General features: G+C 75.8%; 12 protein-coding genes. 3 read left to right on the top strand and 9 right to left on the bottom strand.

Going from position 1 to position 19,399, the window contains the following annotated elements; translation table 11 throughout:
* Positions 1 to 9: 9 nt before the first annotated feature.
* The gene (locus HKK73_RS14120; protein WP_171468241.1) at positions 10 to 3,546 is read left to right on the top strand and encodes a bifunctional proline dehydrogenase/L-glutamate gamma-semialdehyde dehydrogenase; all 3,537 of its coding nucleotides are present in this window, start codon (positions 10 to 12) and stop codon (positions 3,544 to 3,546) included.
* 73 nt (positions 3,547 to 3,619) lie between these two features.
* Here HKK73_RS14120 and HKK73_RS14115 read toward each other — a convergent pair whose 3' ends face one another.
* The 7 genes from HKK73_RS14115 to HKK73_RS14085 form a co-directional block, all read right to left on the bottom strand.
* Positions 3,620 to 4,813, bottom strand: coding sequence for a DNA glycosylase AlkZ-like family protein (locus HKK73_RS14115; RefSeq protein WP_216607994.1), 1,194 nt, complete (start codon positions 4,811 to 4,813; stop codon positions 3,620 to 3,622).
* 106 nt (positions 4,814 to 4,919) lie between these two features.
* Entirely contained in the window at positions 4,920 to 5,936 is a 1,017-nt protein-coding gene (locus HKK73_RS14110) for a LacI family DNA-binding transcriptional regulator (RefSeq protein WP_061267473.1), read from the bottom strand.
* A gap of 67 nt (positions 5,937 to 6,003) precedes the next feature.
* Positions 6,004 to 7,554, bottom strand: a complete 1,551-nt coding sequence (locus tag HKK73_RS14105; RefSeq protein WP_051027889.1) for a glycoside hydrolase family 1 protein — start codon at positions 7,552 to 7,554, stop codon at positions 6,004 to 6,006.
* Between the two features lie 135 nt (positions 7,555 to 7,689).
* Complete coding sequence (locus tag HKK73_RS14100; RefSeq protein WP_034651858.1) at positions 7,690 to 8,610, bottom strand: carbohydrate ABC transporter permease; 921 nt, start codon at positions 8,608 to 8,610, stop codon at positions 7,690 to 7,692.
* Positions 8,607 to 9,731, bottom strand: coding sequence for a carbohydrate ABC transporter permease (locus HKK73_RS14095; RefSeq protein WP_051027891.1), 1,125 nt, complete (start codon positions 9,729 to 9,731; stop codon positions 8,607 to 8,609). The genes HKK73_RS14100 and HKK73_RS14095 overlap by 4 nt, the downstream gene beginning before the upstream one ends.
* Positions 9,732 to 9,847: 116 nt before the next feature.
* Positions 9,848 to 11,182 (bottom strand): ABC transporter substrate-binding protein, encoded by a 1,335-nt coding sequence (locus HKK73_RS14090; protein ID WP_043653372.1) that lies wholly within the window; start codon positions 11,180 to 11,182, stop codon positions 9,848 to 9,850.
* A 292-nt stretch (positions 11,183 to 11,474) separates the two neighbouring features.
* Positions 11,475 to 11,975 (bottom strand): DUF2505 domain-containing protein, encoded by a 501-nt coding sequence (locus HKK73_RS14085; protein ID WP_021481970.1) that lies wholly within the window; start codon positions 11,973 to 11,975, stop codon positions 11,475 to 11,477.
* A gap of 134 nt (positions 11,976 to 12,109) precedes the next feature.
* On the opposite strand from HKK73_RS14085, the gene HKK73_RS14080 reads away from it, so the two are divergent.
* A complete protein-coding gene (locus HKK73_RS14080; protein ID WP_085387501.1) occupies positions 12,110 to 13,591 on the top strand; it encodes a sensor histidine kinase in 1,482 nt (493 codons plus the stop codon).
* Positions 13,592 to 13,731: 140 nt separating this feature from the next.
* On the opposite strand, the gene HKK73_RS14075 is transcribed toward HKK73_RS14080, so the two are convergent.
* Positions 13,732 to 13,980 carry a WhiB family transcriptional regulator gene (locus HKK73_RS14075; protein ID WP_021481972.1) on the bottom strand — a complete coding sequence of 83 codons (249 nt, stop codon included), beginning with the start codon at positions 13,978 to 13,980 and terminating at the stop codon, positions 13,732 to 13,734.
* Between the two features lie 240 nt (positions 13,981 to 14,220).
* On the opposite strand from HKK73_RS14075, the gene HKK73_RS14070 reads away from it, so the two are divergent.
* Positions 14,221 to 14,682 carry a hypothetical protein gene (locus tag HKK73_RS14070; RefSeq protein WP_228485038.1) on the top strand — a complete coding sequence of 154 codons (462 nt, stop codon included), beginning with the start codon at positions 14,221 to 14,223 and terminating at the stop codon, positions 14,680 to 14,682.
* 123 nt (positions 14,683 to 14,805) lie between these two features.
* Here HKK73_RS14070 and HKK73_RS14065 read toward each other — a convergent pair whose 3' ends face one another.
* A complete protein-coding gene (locus HKK73_RS14065) occupies positions 14,806 to 19,323 on the bottom strand; it encodes an FtsK/SpoIIIE domain-containing protein (protein ID WP_171468240.1) in 4,518 nt (1,505 codons plus the stop codon).
* Positions 19,324 to 19,399 lie beyond the last annotated feature (76 nt).

Below are 19,399 nucleotides of genomic sequence, written 5' to 3'. Positions count from 1 at the left end.
CCTGGAGGGATGAGCAACGACGCGCCCGCCCGGCCGCTCCCCACCCCCGGAGCCGTCGGCGACACGAGCCTCACCTCCCCGGACGACCTCGTCGAGGAGGCCGTCGCGCTGGCCCGGCGCTGGCTCGCCGCCAGCGAGGGAGCGGGCGACGCGCGCGCCCGCAAGACCGCCGAGCGGCTCGGTGCGCTCGTCTCCGACCCCGCGGGCCTCGAGCTCGCGGTCCGGTTCGTCGACGACGTCGCGCGCCCCCAGGACGTGCACGTCGCCGCGCGCGCGCTCGGCCGCCTCGGCGAGCTCGCGGGCAGCGCGGGGTCGTTCCTCGGGCCGGTCGACCGGTCGCTCCTGCGCGTCGGGGCGGGCGTCGCACCGGTGCTGCCGCGCGTCGTCGTGCCGGCCGCGCGCGTGCGCCTGCGCCAGCTCGTGGGCCACCTCGTGGCCGACGCCGGCCGCGGCCTCGGCCCGCACCTGGCCCGCACCCGCGCGGAGGGCTACGCGCTCAACGTCAACCTCCTCGGCGAGGCCGTGCTCGGCGAGGCCGAGGCGGACGCTCGCCTCGAGCGCACGCTCGCGCTCGTGCGGCGCCCCGACGTCGACTACGTGTCGGTCAAGGTGTCGTCCGTCGCGTCGCAGCTCGTCACGTGGGACCTCGACGGGTCGTGCGCCCGCGTCGTCGAGCGGCTGCTGCCGCTGTACCGGGCGGCGCGCGACCACGGCGTCTTCCTCAACCTCGACATGGAGGAGTACAAGGACCTCGCGCTCACGACCGCGGTCTTCCGCGAGATCCTCGCGCACGACGACCTGCACGACCTCGAGGCCGGGATCGTGCTCCAGGCGTACCTGCCCGACGCGCTCGGCGCGCTCGACGGGCTCACCCGCTTCGCGACCGAGCGCGTCGCCGCCGGGGGAGCGCCGATCAAGGTGCGTCTCGTCAAGGGTGCGAACCTCGCGATGGAGGCCGTCGAGGCCGAGCTGCACGGCTGGCCGCAGGCGCCCTACCCCACGAAGCCCGACGTCGACGCGAACTACGTCCGCCTCCTCGACCACGCCCTGCGCGCGCCGCGGACCGACGCCGTGCGCATCGGCGTCGCGAGCCACAACCTCTTCCACGTCGCGCTCGCCGTGCTCCTCGGCCGGGCCCGCGGCGTGAGCCACGCGCTCGACGTCGAGATGCTCCAGGGCATGGCCCCCGGCGAGGCGCGCGCCGTGCGCGACGAGGTCGCGGCCGACCGCGTCGAGAGCGGCCCGCACGCCGGCCGCGGCGGCCGCGTCGTGCTGTACACGCCCGTCGTGCGCGACGAGGACTTCGACGTCGCCATCTCCTACCTCGTGCGCCGCCTCGAGGAGAACGCCGCCGAGCAGAACTTCCTGCACGCCATGTTCGCGCCCGACGGGTCGCCCGCGGGCAGCCCCATGGAGCGCCAGGAGGCCGCGTTCCGCGCGTCGGTGCGCCACGGGGTGCACTACGCCGAGACCGACGTCGCGCCGCGCCGCACGCCCCGGCCCGCCGTCGGCGGCGGGACCGACGCCGGGTTCGCGAACGCCCCCGACACCGACCCGGCCGTCGCCGCCTCGCGCGACTGGGCCCGCCACGTCACCGGGACCGGCTCCGGGTACGTCCCCGTCCGCACGCCCGAGCTCACCACGACCGCCCAGGTGGACGACGCCGTCGCGACCGCCGTGCGCGCGACCGCCGCGTGGTCGCAGGTCGCCCCGGCGGCCCGCGCCGCCGCCCTGCGGGCCGTCGCCCGGCGCCTGGAGGAGGCGCGCACCGACCTCGTCGCCGCGATGGTGCACGAACCCGGCAAGACCGTCGCCGAGGCCGACCCCGAGGTGAGCGAGGCCGTCGACTTCGCGCGCTACTACGCGCGCTCCGCCGAGGAGCTGGACCACGTGCCCGGCGCCCGGTTCGCGCCCGACGGCGTCACGCTCGTCACGCCGCCGTGGAACTTCCCCGTCGCGATACCCGTGGGCGGGGTGCTCGCGGCGCTCGCGGCCGGGTCGGCCGTGCTCGCCAAGCCCGCGCCGCCGACGCCGCGCTGCCTCGAGGTCGCCGTCGAGGCGGTCCACGCGGGCCTGCGCGACGCGGTGGCGGCGGCACCCGGTGACTTCCCGGGGCTGGACGCGGGCTCGGTGACCGACGTCGTGCAGTACGTCCGCGTGCCCGACGACGAGCTCGGCACCCGCCTCGTCACGCACGACGACGTCGCGCGCGTCGTGCTCACGGGCTCGATCGAGACCGCGCAGCTCTTCGCGCGGTGGAAGCCGTCGCGCCCGGTGCTCGCCGAGACGTCCGGCAAGAACGCGCTCGTCGTCACGCCGTCGGCGGACCTCGACCTCGCGGTCGCGGACCTCGTGCGGTCGGCGTTCGGGCACGCGGGGCAGAAGTGCTCGGCCGCGTCGCTCGCGATCCTCGTCGGCTCGGCGGGCGACCCGCGGACGGAGACGGGACGCCGGGTGCGGCGCCAGCTCGTGGACGCGGTGCGCTCGCTCGCCGTCGGTCCGGCGACCGACGTCGCGACGACCATGGGCCCGCTCACCGAGCCCGCGTCGGGCAAGCTGCTGCACGCCCTGACGACGCTGGAGCCGGGGGAGTCCTGGCTCGTCCGGCCGCGGCTGCTGGACGGCGGCCCCGACCTGGAAGGCCGTCTCTGGACGCCGGGTCTCAAGGAGGGCGTCGCGCCCGGGTCGCCGTTCCACCTCACCGAGTACTTCGGGCCGGTCCTCGGGATCATGACGGCCGCGACCCTCGACGACGCGATCGCGCTGCAGAACGCGGTGCCGTTCGGCCTCACCGGCGGTATCCACAGCCTCGACGACGCCGAGGTCGAGCGCTGGCTCGACGCCGTCCAGGTGGGCAACGCCTACGTCAACCGGCACATCACCGGCGCGATCGTGCAGCGGCAGTCGTTCGGCGGCTGGAAGCAGTCGGCCGTGGGTCCGGGCGCCAAGGCGGGCGGGCCGAACTACGTCGCGCAGCTCGGGCGCTGGAGCGACGCGCCCGGCACCTCGACGAGCGCGTCGGCGTCGGGTACCGACAGCACGCACGACGCGGCGCCGCCCGCGCGCGAGACCGCGCCCGAGGCGTGGCTCGCGTGGGCGAAGGCCGACGACGCGCGCTGGTGGGAGCGGGAGTTCTCGGTGGGCCACGACCCCTCGGGCCTGCACGTCGAGGCGAACGTCTTCCGCTACCGCCCGGTCGACGTGCTCACCGTGCGCGTCGGCGCGGACGCGCTCCCCGTCGAGGTCGAGCGCGTCCTGCACGCCGCGCGCACCGCGGGCGTGCCGGCCGTCGTCGTGCCGAGCACGGGCGACGCCGCGGTGAGCGACGAGGACTTCGCGCGCCGCGTCGCGTCGGGGGCCGTCCGGGGCCGGGTCCGCGTCGTCGGCTCCGCGCCGGGGCTGCACGAGGCCGCGGCCGAGCGCGTCGGCGAGGTCACGGTGCTCGACCACCCCGTCGTCGCGAGCGGGCGCCGCGAGCTGCTCACCGTGCTCCACGAGCAGGCAGTCAGCCGCACGACGCACCGGTACGGCCACGTGAAGCGCTGACCGCTCCCGGCGCGCGGGAGGGGCTCGGCCACCGCCGGGCCCCTCCCGCGACGACCGCGCCGCACCCCGGTCGCTACCGCGCGTCCGGCACCGGCGAGACGGTCACGGACGCCGCGTCGCGGTACGCGCGCAGGCGCTCCGCCTGCTCGGCGACGGCGTCGGCGAGCCCGGCGTCCCACGGGACCCAGGGGTCGGTGAGGACCCTGAGGCGACGGCCCGACGCGCGGGGCCGCCACGTGCCCACGACCTCGCCGCCCGCGAGCACGGCCCCGGGTCGGCCGAGGACCCGCCACAGGTCCTTGGTGCGCGCGCCGTCCGGGACGAGCGTCGCGCGGTCGCGCAGCTGCAGGAACAGGTCGTAGGGGCCCACGAGGCGCACGGCCGGGGCACCGGGCGCGGGTCGCGCGTCGCGCTCGCGCGCGGCGGCGCCCGTGACGCGACCGAGGTCCTCGGCGAGCACCCAGCGCTCGGTCGGCCGCGGACCCGGCTCGACGTCGGCGACCTCGACGCGGACCGCGTCGTCGGGCCACCGGCTCCGGACGTCCTTGACCGGGGCGTCGAGGAACGCGGCGACGTCCTGGACGCTGGCGCCGGGGAAGAACCGCAGGTAGCCGCGCACGACGTCCAGGTGCGGCGGGGCGTCCCCACCGAGGCGCCCGTAGAGCGGCGGCTCGAGGCCGGGGACGCGCCGGAGCACGGGCGGGGACGAGCCCGGCTCGAGCTCGAGCCCGGCCTGCAGGGCGGCGAGGCGGAACGTCTGCTCGTAGCTGTGGGTGGCGCCGCACGGCCCGCACCAGCGCAGGTGCGGCTCCGGGAGCCGCGCGGTGAGCCGCGTCGAGAGGTCGCCCTTGACGGTCGGGGCCTCGACGAGCTCGCGCTCAAGCCGCGCCTCGGTGCGCAGGGCGTCGAGCACGGCGACACCCGCCGCGCGGAGCGGTCGGCTCGCGTCGTAGACGCGCTTGGCGGCGTCGGCCTCGGAGAACGGCGCGGTCGCCGTCGCGACCTCGGCGAGGTCCGCGCGACGGTAGACGTGCGGGGCCCCGCGCAGCGTCCACGCGAGCGCGAGGTCGGGCGGCAGGGTGCCCGGCGCGACGGGCGGGGCGCCACGGACGGCGAGCGCCCACCCGGCGCCGTCGGACCCCGTGTCCTGGACGCCCAGGTCGAGGACGGCGACGTCCGTCAGCGCGGCCGCCGCGCCCGGCGCCCGGTCGAGCTCGTGGGCGTGCCAGCGTGCGGCGAGGACGTCGGCCCGCGAGAGCGTGGCCACCACCGGTTCCGTGGACGGGTGCACGACGCCAGATTACGAGCGACCGCCCACAGCGTCTCGGCTCCCCACGCCTCGGGTGCCGCGCGGCGCCGCGGACGGTGCGGGGTCAGACGGAGTCGCGCTCGACGAGCTCCGGCGCGAGGACCTGCGACGCGATCTCGTCGCCGCGGCCCCCCACGAGGTCGAGCAGAAGGTCGGTCGCGCCGCGCACCATCTCGACCATGGGGTTCTGGACCGTGGTGAGCGGGGGCGACGTCGTGGCGGCGGTGGCGAGGTTGTCGAAGCCGACGACGGACACGTCGCGCGGCACGTCGCGGCCGTGGGCCGCGAGCACGCGCAGCGCGCCCTCGGCCATGAGGTCGGACGCGACGAACAGGCCGTCGAGGTCCGGGTGCGCGGCGAGGAGGCGCTCCATGGCCGCCGCGCCGCCCGCGACGGCGAAGTCGCCGATCTCGACCGCGTCGTCCGGCAGGCCGGCGTCGCGCAGCACCTCGCGGAACCCCGTGAGCCGGTCCACGCCCGCCGTCATGTCCTGCGGGCCGGCGATCGTCGCGATACGGCGCCGGCCCGCCTCGACGAGACGCCGCGCCGCGAGGCGGCCGCCCTCGACGTTGTCCACGTCGACGTACAGGAGGTCCGGCGTCGGGTGGAACGGCCGCCCCACGAACACGGCGGGCAGGCGCGCCGCGAGGAGCGCTTCTTCGAGGTCGTCGTCGCGGTGGTGCGACGCGACGATCGCGCCGTCGACGTGGCCGCTGCTGAGGTACCGCACGATGCGGCCCGGCTGCTCGTCGGGGCGCGCGAACAGCAGCACGAGCTGCAGGTCCGTGCCGCCGAGCGCGGCGCTCACGCCGCGCATCGTGCCCGCGAGGAACGGGTCGGTGAGGATGCGCTCGTCGGGCTCGGGGACCACGAGGGCGATCGAGTCCGTGCGGCGCGTCACGAGCGAGCGGGCGGCGCGGTTGGGCGTGTAGCCGAGCTGCGCGACGGCGGCGTCGACCGCCGCCTGCGCCTCGGGCGACACCCGCAGGCCGCCGTTGATGGCGCGCGACGCCGTCGAGCGCGAGACACCCGCCGTCTGGGCCACCTCGTCCAGGGTCGGCGCGGAGCGCAGGCTGTTCATCGGGACAGTATGGCGCGCGCGCTCCCCGGTCCGCACCGCCCCGCTCACCGTGCCCTCACCGTCGCCGTCACTCGGCCGGGGCGGCGTCCGCGGCCGGCGTCTCGCGCGCCGGGATCGCGTTGTCGCGCGCGACCTGGGCGTACCAGGCGCCGCTCGCCTTGACGGTGCGCTCCTGCGTCTCGTAGTCGACGCGGACGATGCCGAAGCGCTTCGTGTAGCCGAGCGCCCACTCGAAGTTGTCCATGAGGGACCACGCGAAGTAGCCGCGCACGTCCGCCCCCGCGTCGATCGCGTCGCGCGTCGCGCGCAGGTGCGCGTCGAGGAACTCGAGCCGGTCCTGGTCGTCGACCGAGCCGTCCGGGCCCACCTGGTCCGGGTAGGCGGCGCCGTTCTCGGTGATGTACATCGCGACGCCGCGTGGGCCGGTGAAGTCGCGCTGCAGGCGCGTGAGGAGGCGCGTCAGCCCCTCGGGCTGAACCTCCCAGCCCATGTCCGTGCGCGGCAGGCCGCGCGAGTGGGCGTGCACGCCGTCCGCGGCGGGGTAGGGGGACGACGTCGGGCGCACCGGCGCGGCGTCGGCCTCCTCGTCGCGGACGCCCTCGGGGCGCGTGCCACCGCCGCCGTCGCCCCCGGTGCCGGGCGCCGTCGTCTGCGGGCGGGCCGAGACCGCCCCGCCGTTGTAGTAGTTGACCCCGAGCGTGTCGATCGGGGTGGAGATGATCTCGAGGTCCCCGTCCTTGACGTGGTCGAGCAGACCGTAGGGCGCGACGTCCTCGAGGACGTCGGCCGGGTACTCGCCGTGGAAGACGGGGTCGAGGAAGATCCGGTTGAACTGGCCGTCGATCCGGCGCGCGGCGTCGACGTCGGCCGGGTCCTGCGGGTCGACCGGGTCGGACACCGTGAAGTTCAGCGTGAGCCCGAGGTTCGCCTCCGGCGCGCGCTCGCGCAGCGCCTGGACGGCGAGGCCGTGCCCGAGCAGCAGGTGGTGCGCGGCCGCGAGGCCGTCCTCGCGCGACTGCCGGCCGGGCGCGTGCACGCCCGCGGTGTAGCCGAGGAACGCGGAGCACCACGGCTCGTTGAGCGTCGTCCACACGCCGACGCGGTCGCCCAGCGCCTCGTGCATCGTCACCGCGTACTCGGCGAAGAGGTACGCCGTGTCGCGCGACGTCCAGCCGCCCTTCTCCTCGAGCGCCTGGGGGAGGTCCCAGTGGTAGAGCGTGAGCCACGGCAGGACGTCCGCGGCGAGCAGCTCGTCCACGAGGCGGTCGTAGAACGCGAGCCCGGCGGGGTTGACCGCGCCGCCGTCGGGGCGCACGCGGGCCCACGACGTCGAGAACCGGTACGTCCCCAGGTCGAGGTCGCGCAGGAGCGCGACGTCCTCGCGGTACCGGTGGTAGTGGTCGCACGCGACCATGCCGTCGTCACCGTTCACGACGGCGCCCGGCACGCGGGCGAACGCGTCCCACACGGAGTCCGTGCGCCCGTCGGTGTGCCCCGCGCCCTCGATCTGGAACGCGGCCGTCGCGGCGCCCCAGAGGAAGCCCGGGGGCATCTCGACGCGTCCGGTCGCGGTCGCCGGGTTCGGGGGGAGGGGCGCGGACGGGACGAAGCTGGTCATGGTCGATTGTCCTTCGAGAAGTCGCGGGATGGCACGCGGGCGGGCCGGTCGGGCCCGCCCGCGCGACGGTGGGCGCGCAGCACGGACCGCGCCCACCGGGTGGTGGGCGGGTCGTGCGGCGCGGGGCGCCGGGCGTCAGCCCTTGACGGCGCCCTGCATGATGCCCGCCACGAGCTGGCGGCCGGTGAAGATGAAGATGACGATGAGCGGCAGCGTGACGAGGAAGATCCCGGCCATGACGAGCGAGTAGTCGACGAAGAAGTTCGACTGCAGGGACCGCACCACGAGCGGCAGCGTCGGGTTGTTCTGGTTGAGCACGATGGACGGCCAGAAGAAGTTCGTCCACTGCTGCACGAACGTGAACAGGCCCAGCATCGCGGCGGCCGGGCGGGCCGCCGGCAGCGCGATGGACCAGAACGTGCGGATCATGGACGCGCCGTCGACCCGGGCCGCCTCGATGAGCTCGTAGGGGAGCGCCTCGCCGAGGTACTGCGTCATCCAGAAGACGCCGAACGCCGTGACGAGCGCGGGCACGATGACGGCCTGGAGCTTGCCGATCCACCCGAGGTCCGACATGAGGATGTACATCGGGATGACGCCGAGCTGCGTGGGCACCGCCATCGTCGCGATGACGAACACGAGCAGCGGGCCGCGGCCGCGGAACCGGAGCTTCGCGAACGAGAAGCCGGCGAGCGTCGAGAACAGCACGACCGAGAGGGACGTGAGCACCGCGACGACCACCGAGTTCCAGGCGGCCTTCCAGAAGTTGATCGCGTCCGAGCTCATGACGTCGGCGAACCGGTCGAACAGGCTCGCGTCGGGCAGGAGCTGGGGCAGCGCGCTGCGCGAGATCTCCTCGGGCGTCGAGGAGCCGAGGATCAGCGTGAAGTACAGCGGGAACACCGAGATCAGCAGGACGATCCCGAGGATGGTGTACGTGACCCAGCGCGGGCGGCGCTGCGTGCCGCCGACGTTCTTCCCGGCGCTCCGGCGGCGGGACGCGGCGCGGGCCGCGCCCGGGCCGGCGGTCTGGGCGATGACGGGGACGGAGCTCATCGCTTCCTCCGGTCGGTCGGGCTGGCTGCGGTCGGGACGGACGCCTCGGTCCCCGCGGCGGAACGCTGCGCGGACATGGCGTCCTCGGCGCGCAGGCGCTTGCGCGCCTCCTGGCGGCGACGCACCCAGCGTGGCGGGCGCGGCTGCGCGTTCGACGTGGCGATCCGCCGGGTGACGAGGAAGTTGACGATGCCCACGAGGATGATGAGCAGGAACAGCAGCCACGCGACGGCGGCCGCACGGCCGAAGTTCTTCTGGTTGCCCCACGCGACGTCGTAGAGGTAGAGCACGGTCGTCATCCACTGCCGGTCGGCGCCGCCGAGACCCTGCGCGTCGAACATGCGCGGCTCGTCGAAGATCTGCAGGCCGCCGATCGTCGACGTGATGACGACGAAGATGATCGTGGCGCGGATCTGGGGGACGGTCACGGAGAAGAACTGGCGCACGCGCCCGGCGCCGTCGATGATCGCGGCCTCGTAGAGCTCGCGCGGCACGGCCTGCATCGCGGCGAGGAAGATCAGCGCGTTGTAGCCGGTCCAGCGGAAGTTCACCATCGACGCGATGGCGACGTGGCTCGCGAGGGCGTCGGCGTGCCAGCGGATCGGGTCGACGCCGACGAGGCCGAGCAGCTCGTTGATGAGCCCGTACTGGTCGGCGAACAGGCGGCCGAAGATCATCGAGACCGCGACGGGCGCGACGACGTACGGCAGCAGGACGCCCATGCGCCAGAACGTCGCGGCGCGCAGGTTCTGGTCGAGCAGGGCCGCGATCGCGATCGCGGCGATGACCTGCGGCACGGACGAGAGCACGAAGATCGAGACGGTGTTGCGCAGGGACTTCCAGAACGTCGGCTGCGCGAGGACGTCCGTGTAGTTCTGGAGACCGACGAAGTCGCCCTGGCCGCCGAGCAGGTTCCAGTCGTAGACCGACACCACGGCGGTGTACACGAGCGGGAAGAGTCCCGTGATCGCGAACAGGATGAAGAAGGGCGAGATGTAGAGGTAGGGCGAGACCTTGACGTCCCAGCGGCTGAGGCGCTGGGAGAAGCCGACGCGGCGCGGCGTGCGCGGCGGCGGCCCGCTGAGCCCCGGCGAGGGCTGGGTGGGCGTGAGGACGGCCATGTGGGATTCCTGGGCTGCTCGGTGGCGCTGGGTGGCTGCGGGTGCGGGGCGTCGTCCGCGGGCGGACGCGCGCGGGGCCGGGAGCGGCAGGTCGTGCCGCCCCCGGCCCCGTCAGGTCACAGGCCCAGGTCCTGGAAGGACTGGAGCGTCTTCTGCCACGAGGAGGCGGCGTCGTCCGTCTTCTCGACGTCCACGCGCTTGATGCCGTCCTGGACGGTCGTGTGGATCGAGAAGTAGTTCGCGCCCTTGAACGGCGCGCTGTCGATCGCGAGCGCACGGTTGACGAAGATCGTGCCGACCGGGGCGTCGTTGAAGAAGTCGTTCGTGAAGGACTGCACGGCGTCGGACTCCTGCGCCTCGAGCTGCGACGGGAACGTGCCCGCGTTCTCGAAGGCCGTCGTCTGCTGCGCCGGGTCGGTCAGCCACGCGGCGAGCTCCTTGGCCGCCTCGGCGTTCGGGCCGGAGGCCGGCACCGTGAGGAACGAGCCGCCCCAGTTGAGGCCGCCGCCGGGGAAGACGTCCGCGACGTTCCAGCCGGTGACGCCGCCCGAGCGCTCCTCGACCGGGCCGGTCATCCACGCGGGGCAGATCATCGTCGCGAAGCCGTCGTTCTGGAACGCGGCGTCCCAGTCGCCCGACCACTGCTCGAGGCCGGCGGAGAGCTCGTTCGTCGTCGACTGCTCGAGCACCGTGTCGTAGATGTCGATGATCGGCTGGTTGGACGCGAGGTCCTTCGGCGTGCCGTCGGACTCCTCGTAGGCGTTGTCGATCTGGTTGACCATCGCCTGCGAGATGGACATCGCGGAGTCGTACCAGGCCGCGTCGCTCGCGGCGACGAAGGTCTTGCCCGCGGCGAAGTAGTCGTCCCACGTGGCGTCCTCGCCACCGAGGAGCTCCGCCACGCCTGCCGGGTCGCTCGGGAGGCCCGCAGCCTCGAAGAGGTCCTGGCGGTAGCAGATCGCGCTCGGGCCGATGTCGGTGCCGTAGCCGATGAGCTTGCCGTCGGTCGTCGTCGCCTGCTGGACCTTCCAGTCCACCCAGCGGCCGTCGAGCGACGAGTCGGTGAGGTCGGTGAAGAGGTCGGGGTACTGCATGAGCTCCGGGAGCCAGTCGACCTCGATGGCCTCGATGTCCGCGAGGCCCTCGCCGCCGGCGGCGAGCTTCGTGGTGAGGTTGGTCCGCGCGTCCTCGGACTTGGCGGCCTTCGTCTGCTTGACGGTCACGTTCGGGTGCTCCGCGGTGTACGCGGCGAGGAGCTCGTCCGTGTAGCCGAAGTCGTTGAACGTCGCGACGGTGAGCGTGATCTTGTCTCCGTCGCCGGAGCCCGTCGCGTCGTCGTCCGAGCCGGAGCCGCTCGAGCACGCGGTCAGGGTGAGGGTGATGGCCGCGAGGCCTGCGACGGCGGTGATCGCCTTGCGGGGCCGGCGGGTCGTACGGGTGCTGCTCAGCACGGTGACTCCCTTGTCGGTGGGGCGGGGTCGTGGCAGCGCTCCCACCACCAATGTGGTAGCGCTTCCACACAACGGCCTGATCGTGCGTTCCCGCCCGAACCCGTGTCAAGCCTGGGTCGGGTCCGCACGGGTGTGGTCGCGCTCCCACCGACGTATCGCCGCAGGTCAGGGCGTTACGGCGACCTACCAGTTGGTCGGGTTCTGTGGAAATCGTTACCGGTTCGAGACCGGTCGCCGGGCCGGCGTCGCCGGGTCGCCGATCAGGTCGGGCCGGGCGCCGCTCGGTCGGTGGTCAGCGCGACAGCCACGCGAGACCGGCGGACTCCTCGGCGGCGAGCGCCGTCCGCACGGCCTCCGCCGCGGCCTGCTCGATCGCCCCGCCGAAGAGCGGCACGTTGGCCTTGACCTCGCCGTCGTAGCGCTCGACCGTGCCGTCCCCCTCCGGGGAGAGCGTCACGGTGCCCGTGAGCCGCACCGGTGCGCCCGTGATCTCGAGCGACACCGTGCCCGACCGCTCGCCGTCGCGCTCCGGCTCCCAGGCCTCCGCCTGCCGGATCTCGAGACGACCCCCGACGAACGAGCGGACGTGCGCCGGGATCTGGTCCGTGGGCAGCGTCCGTCGCACCGTGACGGTGAACCCCTCGTCCGGCCCGCCGGTGACGTCCACCTGCTCGACGTGTGCGCCCTCGCCGCCCGAGCGGGCGGCGCGCCAGCGGACGAACTCCTCGTCCGCGAGCATCGCCCCGACGGCGTGGACGGGGGCGGGGTAGCGGAGCTCGACGCTCAGGTGCACGGGACCTCCTCGGGCCCTGCGCCGGCCCGTGACGGACCGGCCGACGGGACGGCTGACGGTTCGGGCGACCGCGCACGCGGGCGCTGAGGGGACTCTACCGGTCGCGCCCCTCTACGCTGGGGTCCGTGTCTGCCATGAGTGACCTCATCTCCCGCCACGCCGACCTCAGCCCGGCGGACAACGAGTGGTTGCACCTGCTCGTGGGCGACTGGCAGGTGATCTCCGACCTCGCGTTCGCCGACCTCGTGCTGTGGCTGCCCACGAGCGACGGCAACTTCGTCGCCGTCTCCCAGTGCCGGCCGTCGACGGGCGCGACCGTCCACTACGACGACATCGTCGGGTCGTTCGCCCCGGAGGGCCAGCGCCCGCAGCTCGAGCGCGCGCTCACCGAGGTGCGGTCGCAGCGCTCGCGCGAGCCACGCTGGTTCGGCGCGTACGCCGTGCGCGAGGAGGCCATCCCGGTCCTGCACTCCGGGAAGGCGATCGCCGTCGTCGCGCGGCAGACCAACCTCGGGAGCGGGCGCACGCCCAGCCGCCTCGAGCTCAACTACGTCGAGGCCGCGGACGACCTCATCGCGATGATCTCGCGCGGGGAGTTCCCCTTCCCGAACGCCGCGACCGGTCCGCGTCGCGGCGCGCCGCGCGTCGGCGACGGCCTCATCCGGCTGAACTCCGAGGGCGAGGTCCTCTACGCGAGCCCCAACGCGCTGAGCTGCTTCCACCGCCTGGGGGTCATCGGCCCGCTCGTCGGGCGGTCGCTCGCCGAGGTGACGGCCGACCTCATCGAGCACCAGACCCCCGTGGACGAGTCGCTCCCGCTCGTCGTCATGGGCCGCGCGCCCTGGCGCACCGAGATCGAGGCGCAGCGCGTCGCGCTGTCGCTGCGCGCGCTCCCGCTCACCGAGTCCGGCCAGCGCATCGGCGCCGTCCTGCTGTGCCGCGACGTCTCGGAGCTGCGCCGCCGGGAGCGCGAGCTCATCACCAAGGACGCGACGATCCGCGAGATCCACCACCGCGTGAAGAACAACCTCCAGACCGTCGCGGCGCTCCTGCGGCTCCAGGCCCGGCGCATGGACGTCCCCGAGGCGCGCGCGGCGCTGGAGGAGGCGATGCGCCGCGTCGCGACGATCGCGCTCGTGCACGAGAGCCTGTCGCAGACGCTCGACGAGGAGGTGGAGTTCGACGACATGGTCGGTCGCGCGCTGCGCCTCGCGGCCGACGTCGCCTCCGCCGACACGAGCGTGCGCACCGTCCGCACGGGGAGCTTCGGGCTCGTGCCCGCGGAGGACGCGACCCCCCTCGCGCTCATCCTCACCGAGCTCGTCACGAACGCCGTCGAGCACGGCCTCGCGAAGCAGGAGACCGGCACGGTCGAGGTCGCGGTCGAGCGCGACGGCTCGGCCCTGCGGATCGTCGTGTCGGACGACGGTGTCGGCATGCCCGACGGCGACGTCGCCCGGGCGGGCAAGGCCGCCAAGAGCGGCCTGGGGTCGCAGATCGTGCAGACCCTCGTGACGAACGAGCTCGGCGGCACCATCGAGTGGTCGCCGCGGCCCGGCGGGGGCACCCAGGTCGTGCTCGCGCTCGTGCTGCGCGACGGCAACCGCCAGGGCTGACCGGCCGGCACGACGGCGGCCGCCGCGCGGAGGTGCGCACGGCACGGGTCGCGGAGCGGAGGCACCGCACGACGACGGGCCGCCACCCCGGAGGGTGACGGCCCGTCGTGCTGCTCGACGCCCGGAGGCGGAGCGGCGTGTCAGCCGGCGCGGCGTGCGCGCGCGGTGCGGCGCTTGAGGGCGCGGCGCTCGTCCTCGGAGAGACCGCCCCAGACGCCGGCGTCCTGGCCGGACTCGATGGCCCACTTGAGGCACGTGTCGACGACGTCGCAGCGGCGGCAGACGGCCTTCGCCTCCTCGATCTGGAGGAGCGCAGGGCCGGTGTTCCCGATGGGGAAGAACAGCTCGGGGTCTTCGTCGAGGCAGGCTGCGCGGTGGCGCCAGTCCATGTTCGTCGTCTCCTTCGGGCAGAGGGGAGCCTGGTCGCGAGGTGATGACTCGTCGCTGGGCGACCCGGCAGGGGGCTGCCCGGGCCAAGGGCTCGAGGCGGGGGGTGATTGATGCTTGAACCAGGTTCACACCTCGTGAAGCACAGCACAAGGGGTTACGAGAAAGTTTCCGTCGCATGAATCGTGAGGCCTTCGTCACACGGGTGTGAAGCCGCAGGTCGGCGCGTACGCTGGGTGATCGTGCCCTCCCGCGAGCCCTCCGGAACCCCGCCCGAGCCCCGCCCGACGCCCCCGGGACCGTCGTCCGACGGGGGGTCGCGGCCGCCCGCGCTGACGGCGCTCGTCGCCGGGGTCGGCATCGAGATCGCCGCGCTCGCGGTGGGCGCCGTGCTGATCCTCGTCGAGCTCCTCCGCGGTGGTTCGCAGTCGTTCGGGGTGAGCGTCTTCCTCGTCGTCTTCGCCCTCGGCGTGGGGGCCGTGCTCGCCGCGAGCGTGCGCGGGCTGCTGCGCGGGCAGCGCTGGGCGCGGTCGCCCGTCGCGACCTGGCAGATCCTCCAGGGGGTCGTCGCGGTCAGCTCGCTCCAGGTGGGCGTGACCCCGTGGGTCGTCGTCGCGCTCGTGCTCGCCGTCGTGGTGCTCGTCCTCCTCATGCTGCGTCCCGTCGTCGAGGCGACCACGCGCGACGTCCGCCCGGCTGCCTGACTCCCGGCGCGCTGCTCGATTCCGGCGCGCACGCCTGCGGCCCGGCCTGTTCGCCTGACGGCCCCGGAGGACCGGCCCTGCCCCCGCCGTGGCCGACGCTGCGCCGGGCGCGGCTCTCGTCCGTCACGGGCGGGCGACCTGGAGCGGCGCCAGCCACGCGCCCTGGACCAGCACCCCTCGGCCCGGTCGGGGTCGGCCGGGTTCGGTGAGCCACTCCAGCCCGTGCCCGAACACCTCGGCGCTCCCACGTTCCCGCGGCGCGAGGACGATCCCGCTGCGCGCCCCGCGCAGGTCCGCGAGCGGACCGCGCAACGCCGAGGCCGCGGCGCCCGTGGTCGCCGACGCGAGCAGCACGAGCCCGTCCCGGCACAGCGCCGCGAGCCGGTCGGCCTCCAGCACGCAGAGCTGGGTCAGCACGTCCAGGTCGTCGACCACCACGACCCGCGGCGCCGTCGCCCTGCTCGGGAACGTCGCAGCGCCCTGACCTGCCTCCAGCGTGTCGAGGAGGCGCGCGACGTCCGCCGGCGTGTACCGCCGCACGACGATCGCCCCGTTCCGGTTCCCGTTTCCGTTCCCGTTTCCGTTCCCGTTCCGGATCCCGTTCCCGCTCTGGTTCCCGTTGCTGCTGCCGCTCGCTCTCCAGTCGGTCGTCCCGCTCCCGTCCCGGTTGCCATGGCTGTTGCTGCTCGCCCTCCCGTCTTTCCTGCCGTTCCCGCTCCTGGCCCGGCCGGTGGTGCGCGCGGTGCGCCCGGGGGCAGGCATCGCCGCGCTCGCCAGCACGTCGTCGCGGCTCACGACCGCGCGGAGCGAACCGGTGGCGGCCGCGTGCCGGGCGAGCAGCGCGAGCGTGCTCGTGCGGCCGCTCCCGGGCGGCCCGACGACGAGCGCGCCCCGCGCAACGTCCATCCACAGCGTCCGGCCGTCGTCGCCGCCCCGGCCGACCGCGACGTCCGCGGCGCCTCGACCGACCGGGCCGCAGGTGGGTCTCGGGCCGGGCGCGACGTCCGTGCCGTCACGGTCAGTCGAGGCGACCGCGAGGCCGGGGTCCGTCACGACGAGGACGGTGCCCGCGTCGATCCCGCCCGGCGCGTGCCCGGCCACGTCGAGATCGGCGGTCCCGACGTCGTCGCGCAGCGGGTGCAGCCGGAACGCGCCCCGCCGGGGCGGCGCCGGGCGTCCTGATCGTCCTCGCGCGACGGTCGGTGGCAGCACGACCTGGCACACGAGCGGGTCGCCAGGCCCGAGCCACACCGCCCGGCCGGGCGGTCCGCCCTGCCCGGCGAGCGCTGCTGGCACGCCCAGCGACACGTCGTCGTGGCGGTCGCGCGAGGCCAGCACCGCTCTGACGCCGACGAGCGACGCCAGGCCGCCGACCGTCGGCCCGCTCGCGCTCACGGCGACCGCCGTGGGGGAGTCGGCGAGCACGTCGGCGAGGGCGTCGGCGCCGGCCCCGCCCGCGACGCCGGCGAGCACGCCCCGCACGGCCTCGACGTCGTCCACGAGGAGGAGGGTGCGTCCGGTCGTGCGGTCGAGCCCCGCGGGTCGGGACTGACCGTCGTCGTGACCGGCCAGGAGCCGGAGAAGGCGGACGACACGGCGCGGGTCGCTCCGGTCCACGACCGTGCCGGTGCCGGGGTGCGCCGCGAGGTCCGCGAGCCCCGACCCGATCGCGTGGACCGCCCAGCCGCGGTCGAGCGCGGCCAGCCCGACGGTGCGCAGGGCCGTGGTGCGGCCCGACCGGGGTCGGCCCTGGACCGCGAGATGACCATCGAGCGGGTCCCAGCGGACCACCGTGCGGCGCTGCAGGGCCGGCAGGTCACCGAGCGCGACGGGCAGCGTGCGGTCGTCGGAGCGCACCGCCTCGCCGTCGACCCTGGCGATCCCGTCGATCCCGTCGACCCCGTCGACCCTGGCGAGCTCGTCGGGCCCGACGCGGGCGGGCAGGGCGGGGAGCCACGGCGCGGGGTGGGCGCGCAGCCCCGACCGCGCCGCGACCTCGCGTGCCGCCGCGACGAGGAGCGGCAGATGGTCGTCCGCCGAGTTCGGCGCGGGCCCGCACGGGCCGCGTCCAGCGCCCCACGGGTCCGCGAGCCGCACGCGCGCCTCCGGCAGGGCGAGCGGCCCGCCGGCTCGTGCGCACTGCACGGCCACCGGTGGCTCTGCGCCGCGGCGCAGGACCAGGCGCCCGGGCGTCGATGCCGGGACGCGAGCCGCGTGCGGCGAGTCCACCACGTCGCGCGAGTCGGCGACGTCCACGACCCGGAGCGCGAGCCGCAGCGTGACGTTCGCCCGCACGTCGGCGCTGACGGCGCCCGCGGGCCGCTGCGTCGCGAGGACCAGGTGCACGCCGAGCGACCGGCCCTGCGCGGCGACGCGCAGCAGCCCGGGCACGAGGTCGGGCAGGTCGTCGGCGAGCGCGCGGAACTCGTCCACCACGACCACGAGCCGCGCGAGCCGTCCCCGGGGGAGGGCGTCGATGCTCGCGACGTCCGCCGCGGCGAGGATCCGCTCGCGCCGGTGCAGCTCGGCCCGGAGGCCGGCCAGCGCCCGTCCCGCGAGCCCCGGGTCGAGGTCGGTCACCTGGCCCACGACGTGCGGCAGCCGGCCGCACGCCCCGAAGCTCGCGCCACCCTTGAAGTCGACGAGCGCGAACGACAGCTCGTCGGGCGAGCGTCCGAGCGCGAGCCCGGCGACGAGGGTCTGCAGGAGCTCGGACTTCCCGGCGCCCGTCGTGCCGGCGACGAGCACGTGCGGGCCGTCGTGGACGAGGTCGATGGCGACCGGCGCGCCCCCGGGTCCGACGCCGAGCACGGTCCGCAGGCCGTGCCCGTCCCGGCGGGCCGCGTCCTGCCAGCGCTCGGCGACCCACGTCGCGAGCCGGTCCGGCGCTCGCGGAGCGCCCAGTAGCGGACCGAGCGCGACCGCCGACGGCAGCGACCGCGCCGTGGGGTCGCCCGGGTCGGGCTCACCCGCACGGTCGCCGTCCCCGGTGCCCAGCCGGCCGAGGTGCTCGGCCGCGGCGAGCCGCCGCGCGAGGCCGAGCGCCCACCCGGCGCTCACGCCGACGTGCTCGCGCGGCGTCCGGGCTCCGTCGGGACCCGTGACGACGGGGACGGCTCCGGTGACGTCGACGAGCGTCCGGCACCACGCCGGGACCTGCGTCCGGTCCCCGAGCACCAGCAGCACGTCCGTGCCCGCGGGTGCGCACCTATCCCACACCCGGGCGAGCTCGCCCGCAGGCACCGGGCCGTCGACGACGACGAGGCCGGGCGGGTCGGCGGCGGCCACGGCGTCGAGCGTCCGGACGGCGCGGGCGTGCGGCAGCCAGCGGCACCACGACCACGCGGGTGCGTCCTGCGCCGCGGGCCGCACCGTCAGTGGCGCCCCCGACGCGAGGACCTCCACGAGCAGGGCCCGGGCCGCGGCGAGCGCGACGTCCCGGGGCCCGACGACGGCCACGCACCCGTCCGGCAGCCGGACCCGCGACGGGCTCGTCCCACCCGGCGCCGCGAGCGGCGCCCCGCCGCCGGCCGCGCCCACGGACCCGCCCGACGTCGTGCCGACGGTCGTTCCCGGCGCCGCCCCCGACGACCCGGCGCGCGCCGAGAGAGCGCCCGCCGCCCCCGCCCCCGCCAGGTCGGCGCCCGGGGCGAGCCGGGCGACCGTCGCCCAGAGCAGGACGTCGGCGGGCCGGGGGTGCAGCGGGTCCACCGGCACGGTGCTGGGGGCGGCCCCGACGTCCGGCGGGGCCCCGGACGGCGCGGCGCGCTGCGCGGCGCGGCGACGGCGTACCTCGGCGAGCGCGGGACCGAGGACCGCGAGCGGCCCCACGAGCGCGAGCAGCGCGAGGAGCGGCTGGCGCAGCGCCACCGCGAGCCCGATCGACGCGACGGCTGGCACGAGCGCGGTCGCGAGCTGCGCCGTCCCGAGGCGGCCGGCCTCGACGGGACGGTCCGGACCCACGGCCGGTCCGGACCGCGGACCGTGCACGAGCGCGGGCCGCGCGCGCAGGGCGTACGCGCCGTCGGGCGTCACCAGGGCGCGACCGTCGCGCCAGCGCACCGCGCGCCACGAGCCCACCCGCCGACCGGCCCGGGCCGGTCGCGCACGGAGGAGGGCCGCGTCGTCGGGCACCCGGCGCGTGCCGCGCGGCACGCGCACCCGTACCCGGGGGCCGCGCCGCGTGGTGCGCCAGCGGACGTCGAGCCGGTCGACGCGGGTGCGTCCCCGGTCGCCGTGCCCGACGGCGACGAGCCGCCCGGCGTCCGGGCCGCCCAGGACCGCGACGTGCCGGGGCGCCGCGAGCACCCCCTCCGGCACCGGCCCGTCGTCGCGGCCCCGGGGGTCCGACCCCGCCCGCACGACCGTGACCGTCGCCCCGGGCAGCAGCGGGCGCGTGCCGCAGCGCTGGTCGTCGTCGACGGGGACGCCGTCCACGGCGAGCGGTGCCGTGCGCAGCTCGGGACGGCACCCGAGGTCGGCGAGAGCGGGTCGCGCGTCGCCGAGGCGCGTGCCCGCGGCGAGCAGGACGTCCGTGCCCGGGTGGACCGTCACGCGCACCCACGCCCCGCCGTCGGTCCCGGGCGCGGGCGTGCCGCCCGGCGGTGCGCCGGGAGCGAGGGGCGGGGCGGGGGAGAGCACCCGGCGATCGTGCCCGACGGCGGTCCGCGCGGGCCGCGCACGACCGCGCCCCTGTGGACGGGGGTCCGTCCACAGG

The organism is Cellulosimicrobium sp. 72-3, from assembly GCF_013127315.1.
GTDB classification, from domain to species: domain Bacteria; phylum Actinomycetota; class Actinomycetes; order Actinomycetales; family Cellulomonadaceae; genus Cellulosimicrobium; species Cellulosimicrobium funkei.
The sequence above is the reverse complement of the archived record's forward strand: the minus strand, read 5'-3'. Positions and strand labels throughout refer to the sequence as shown.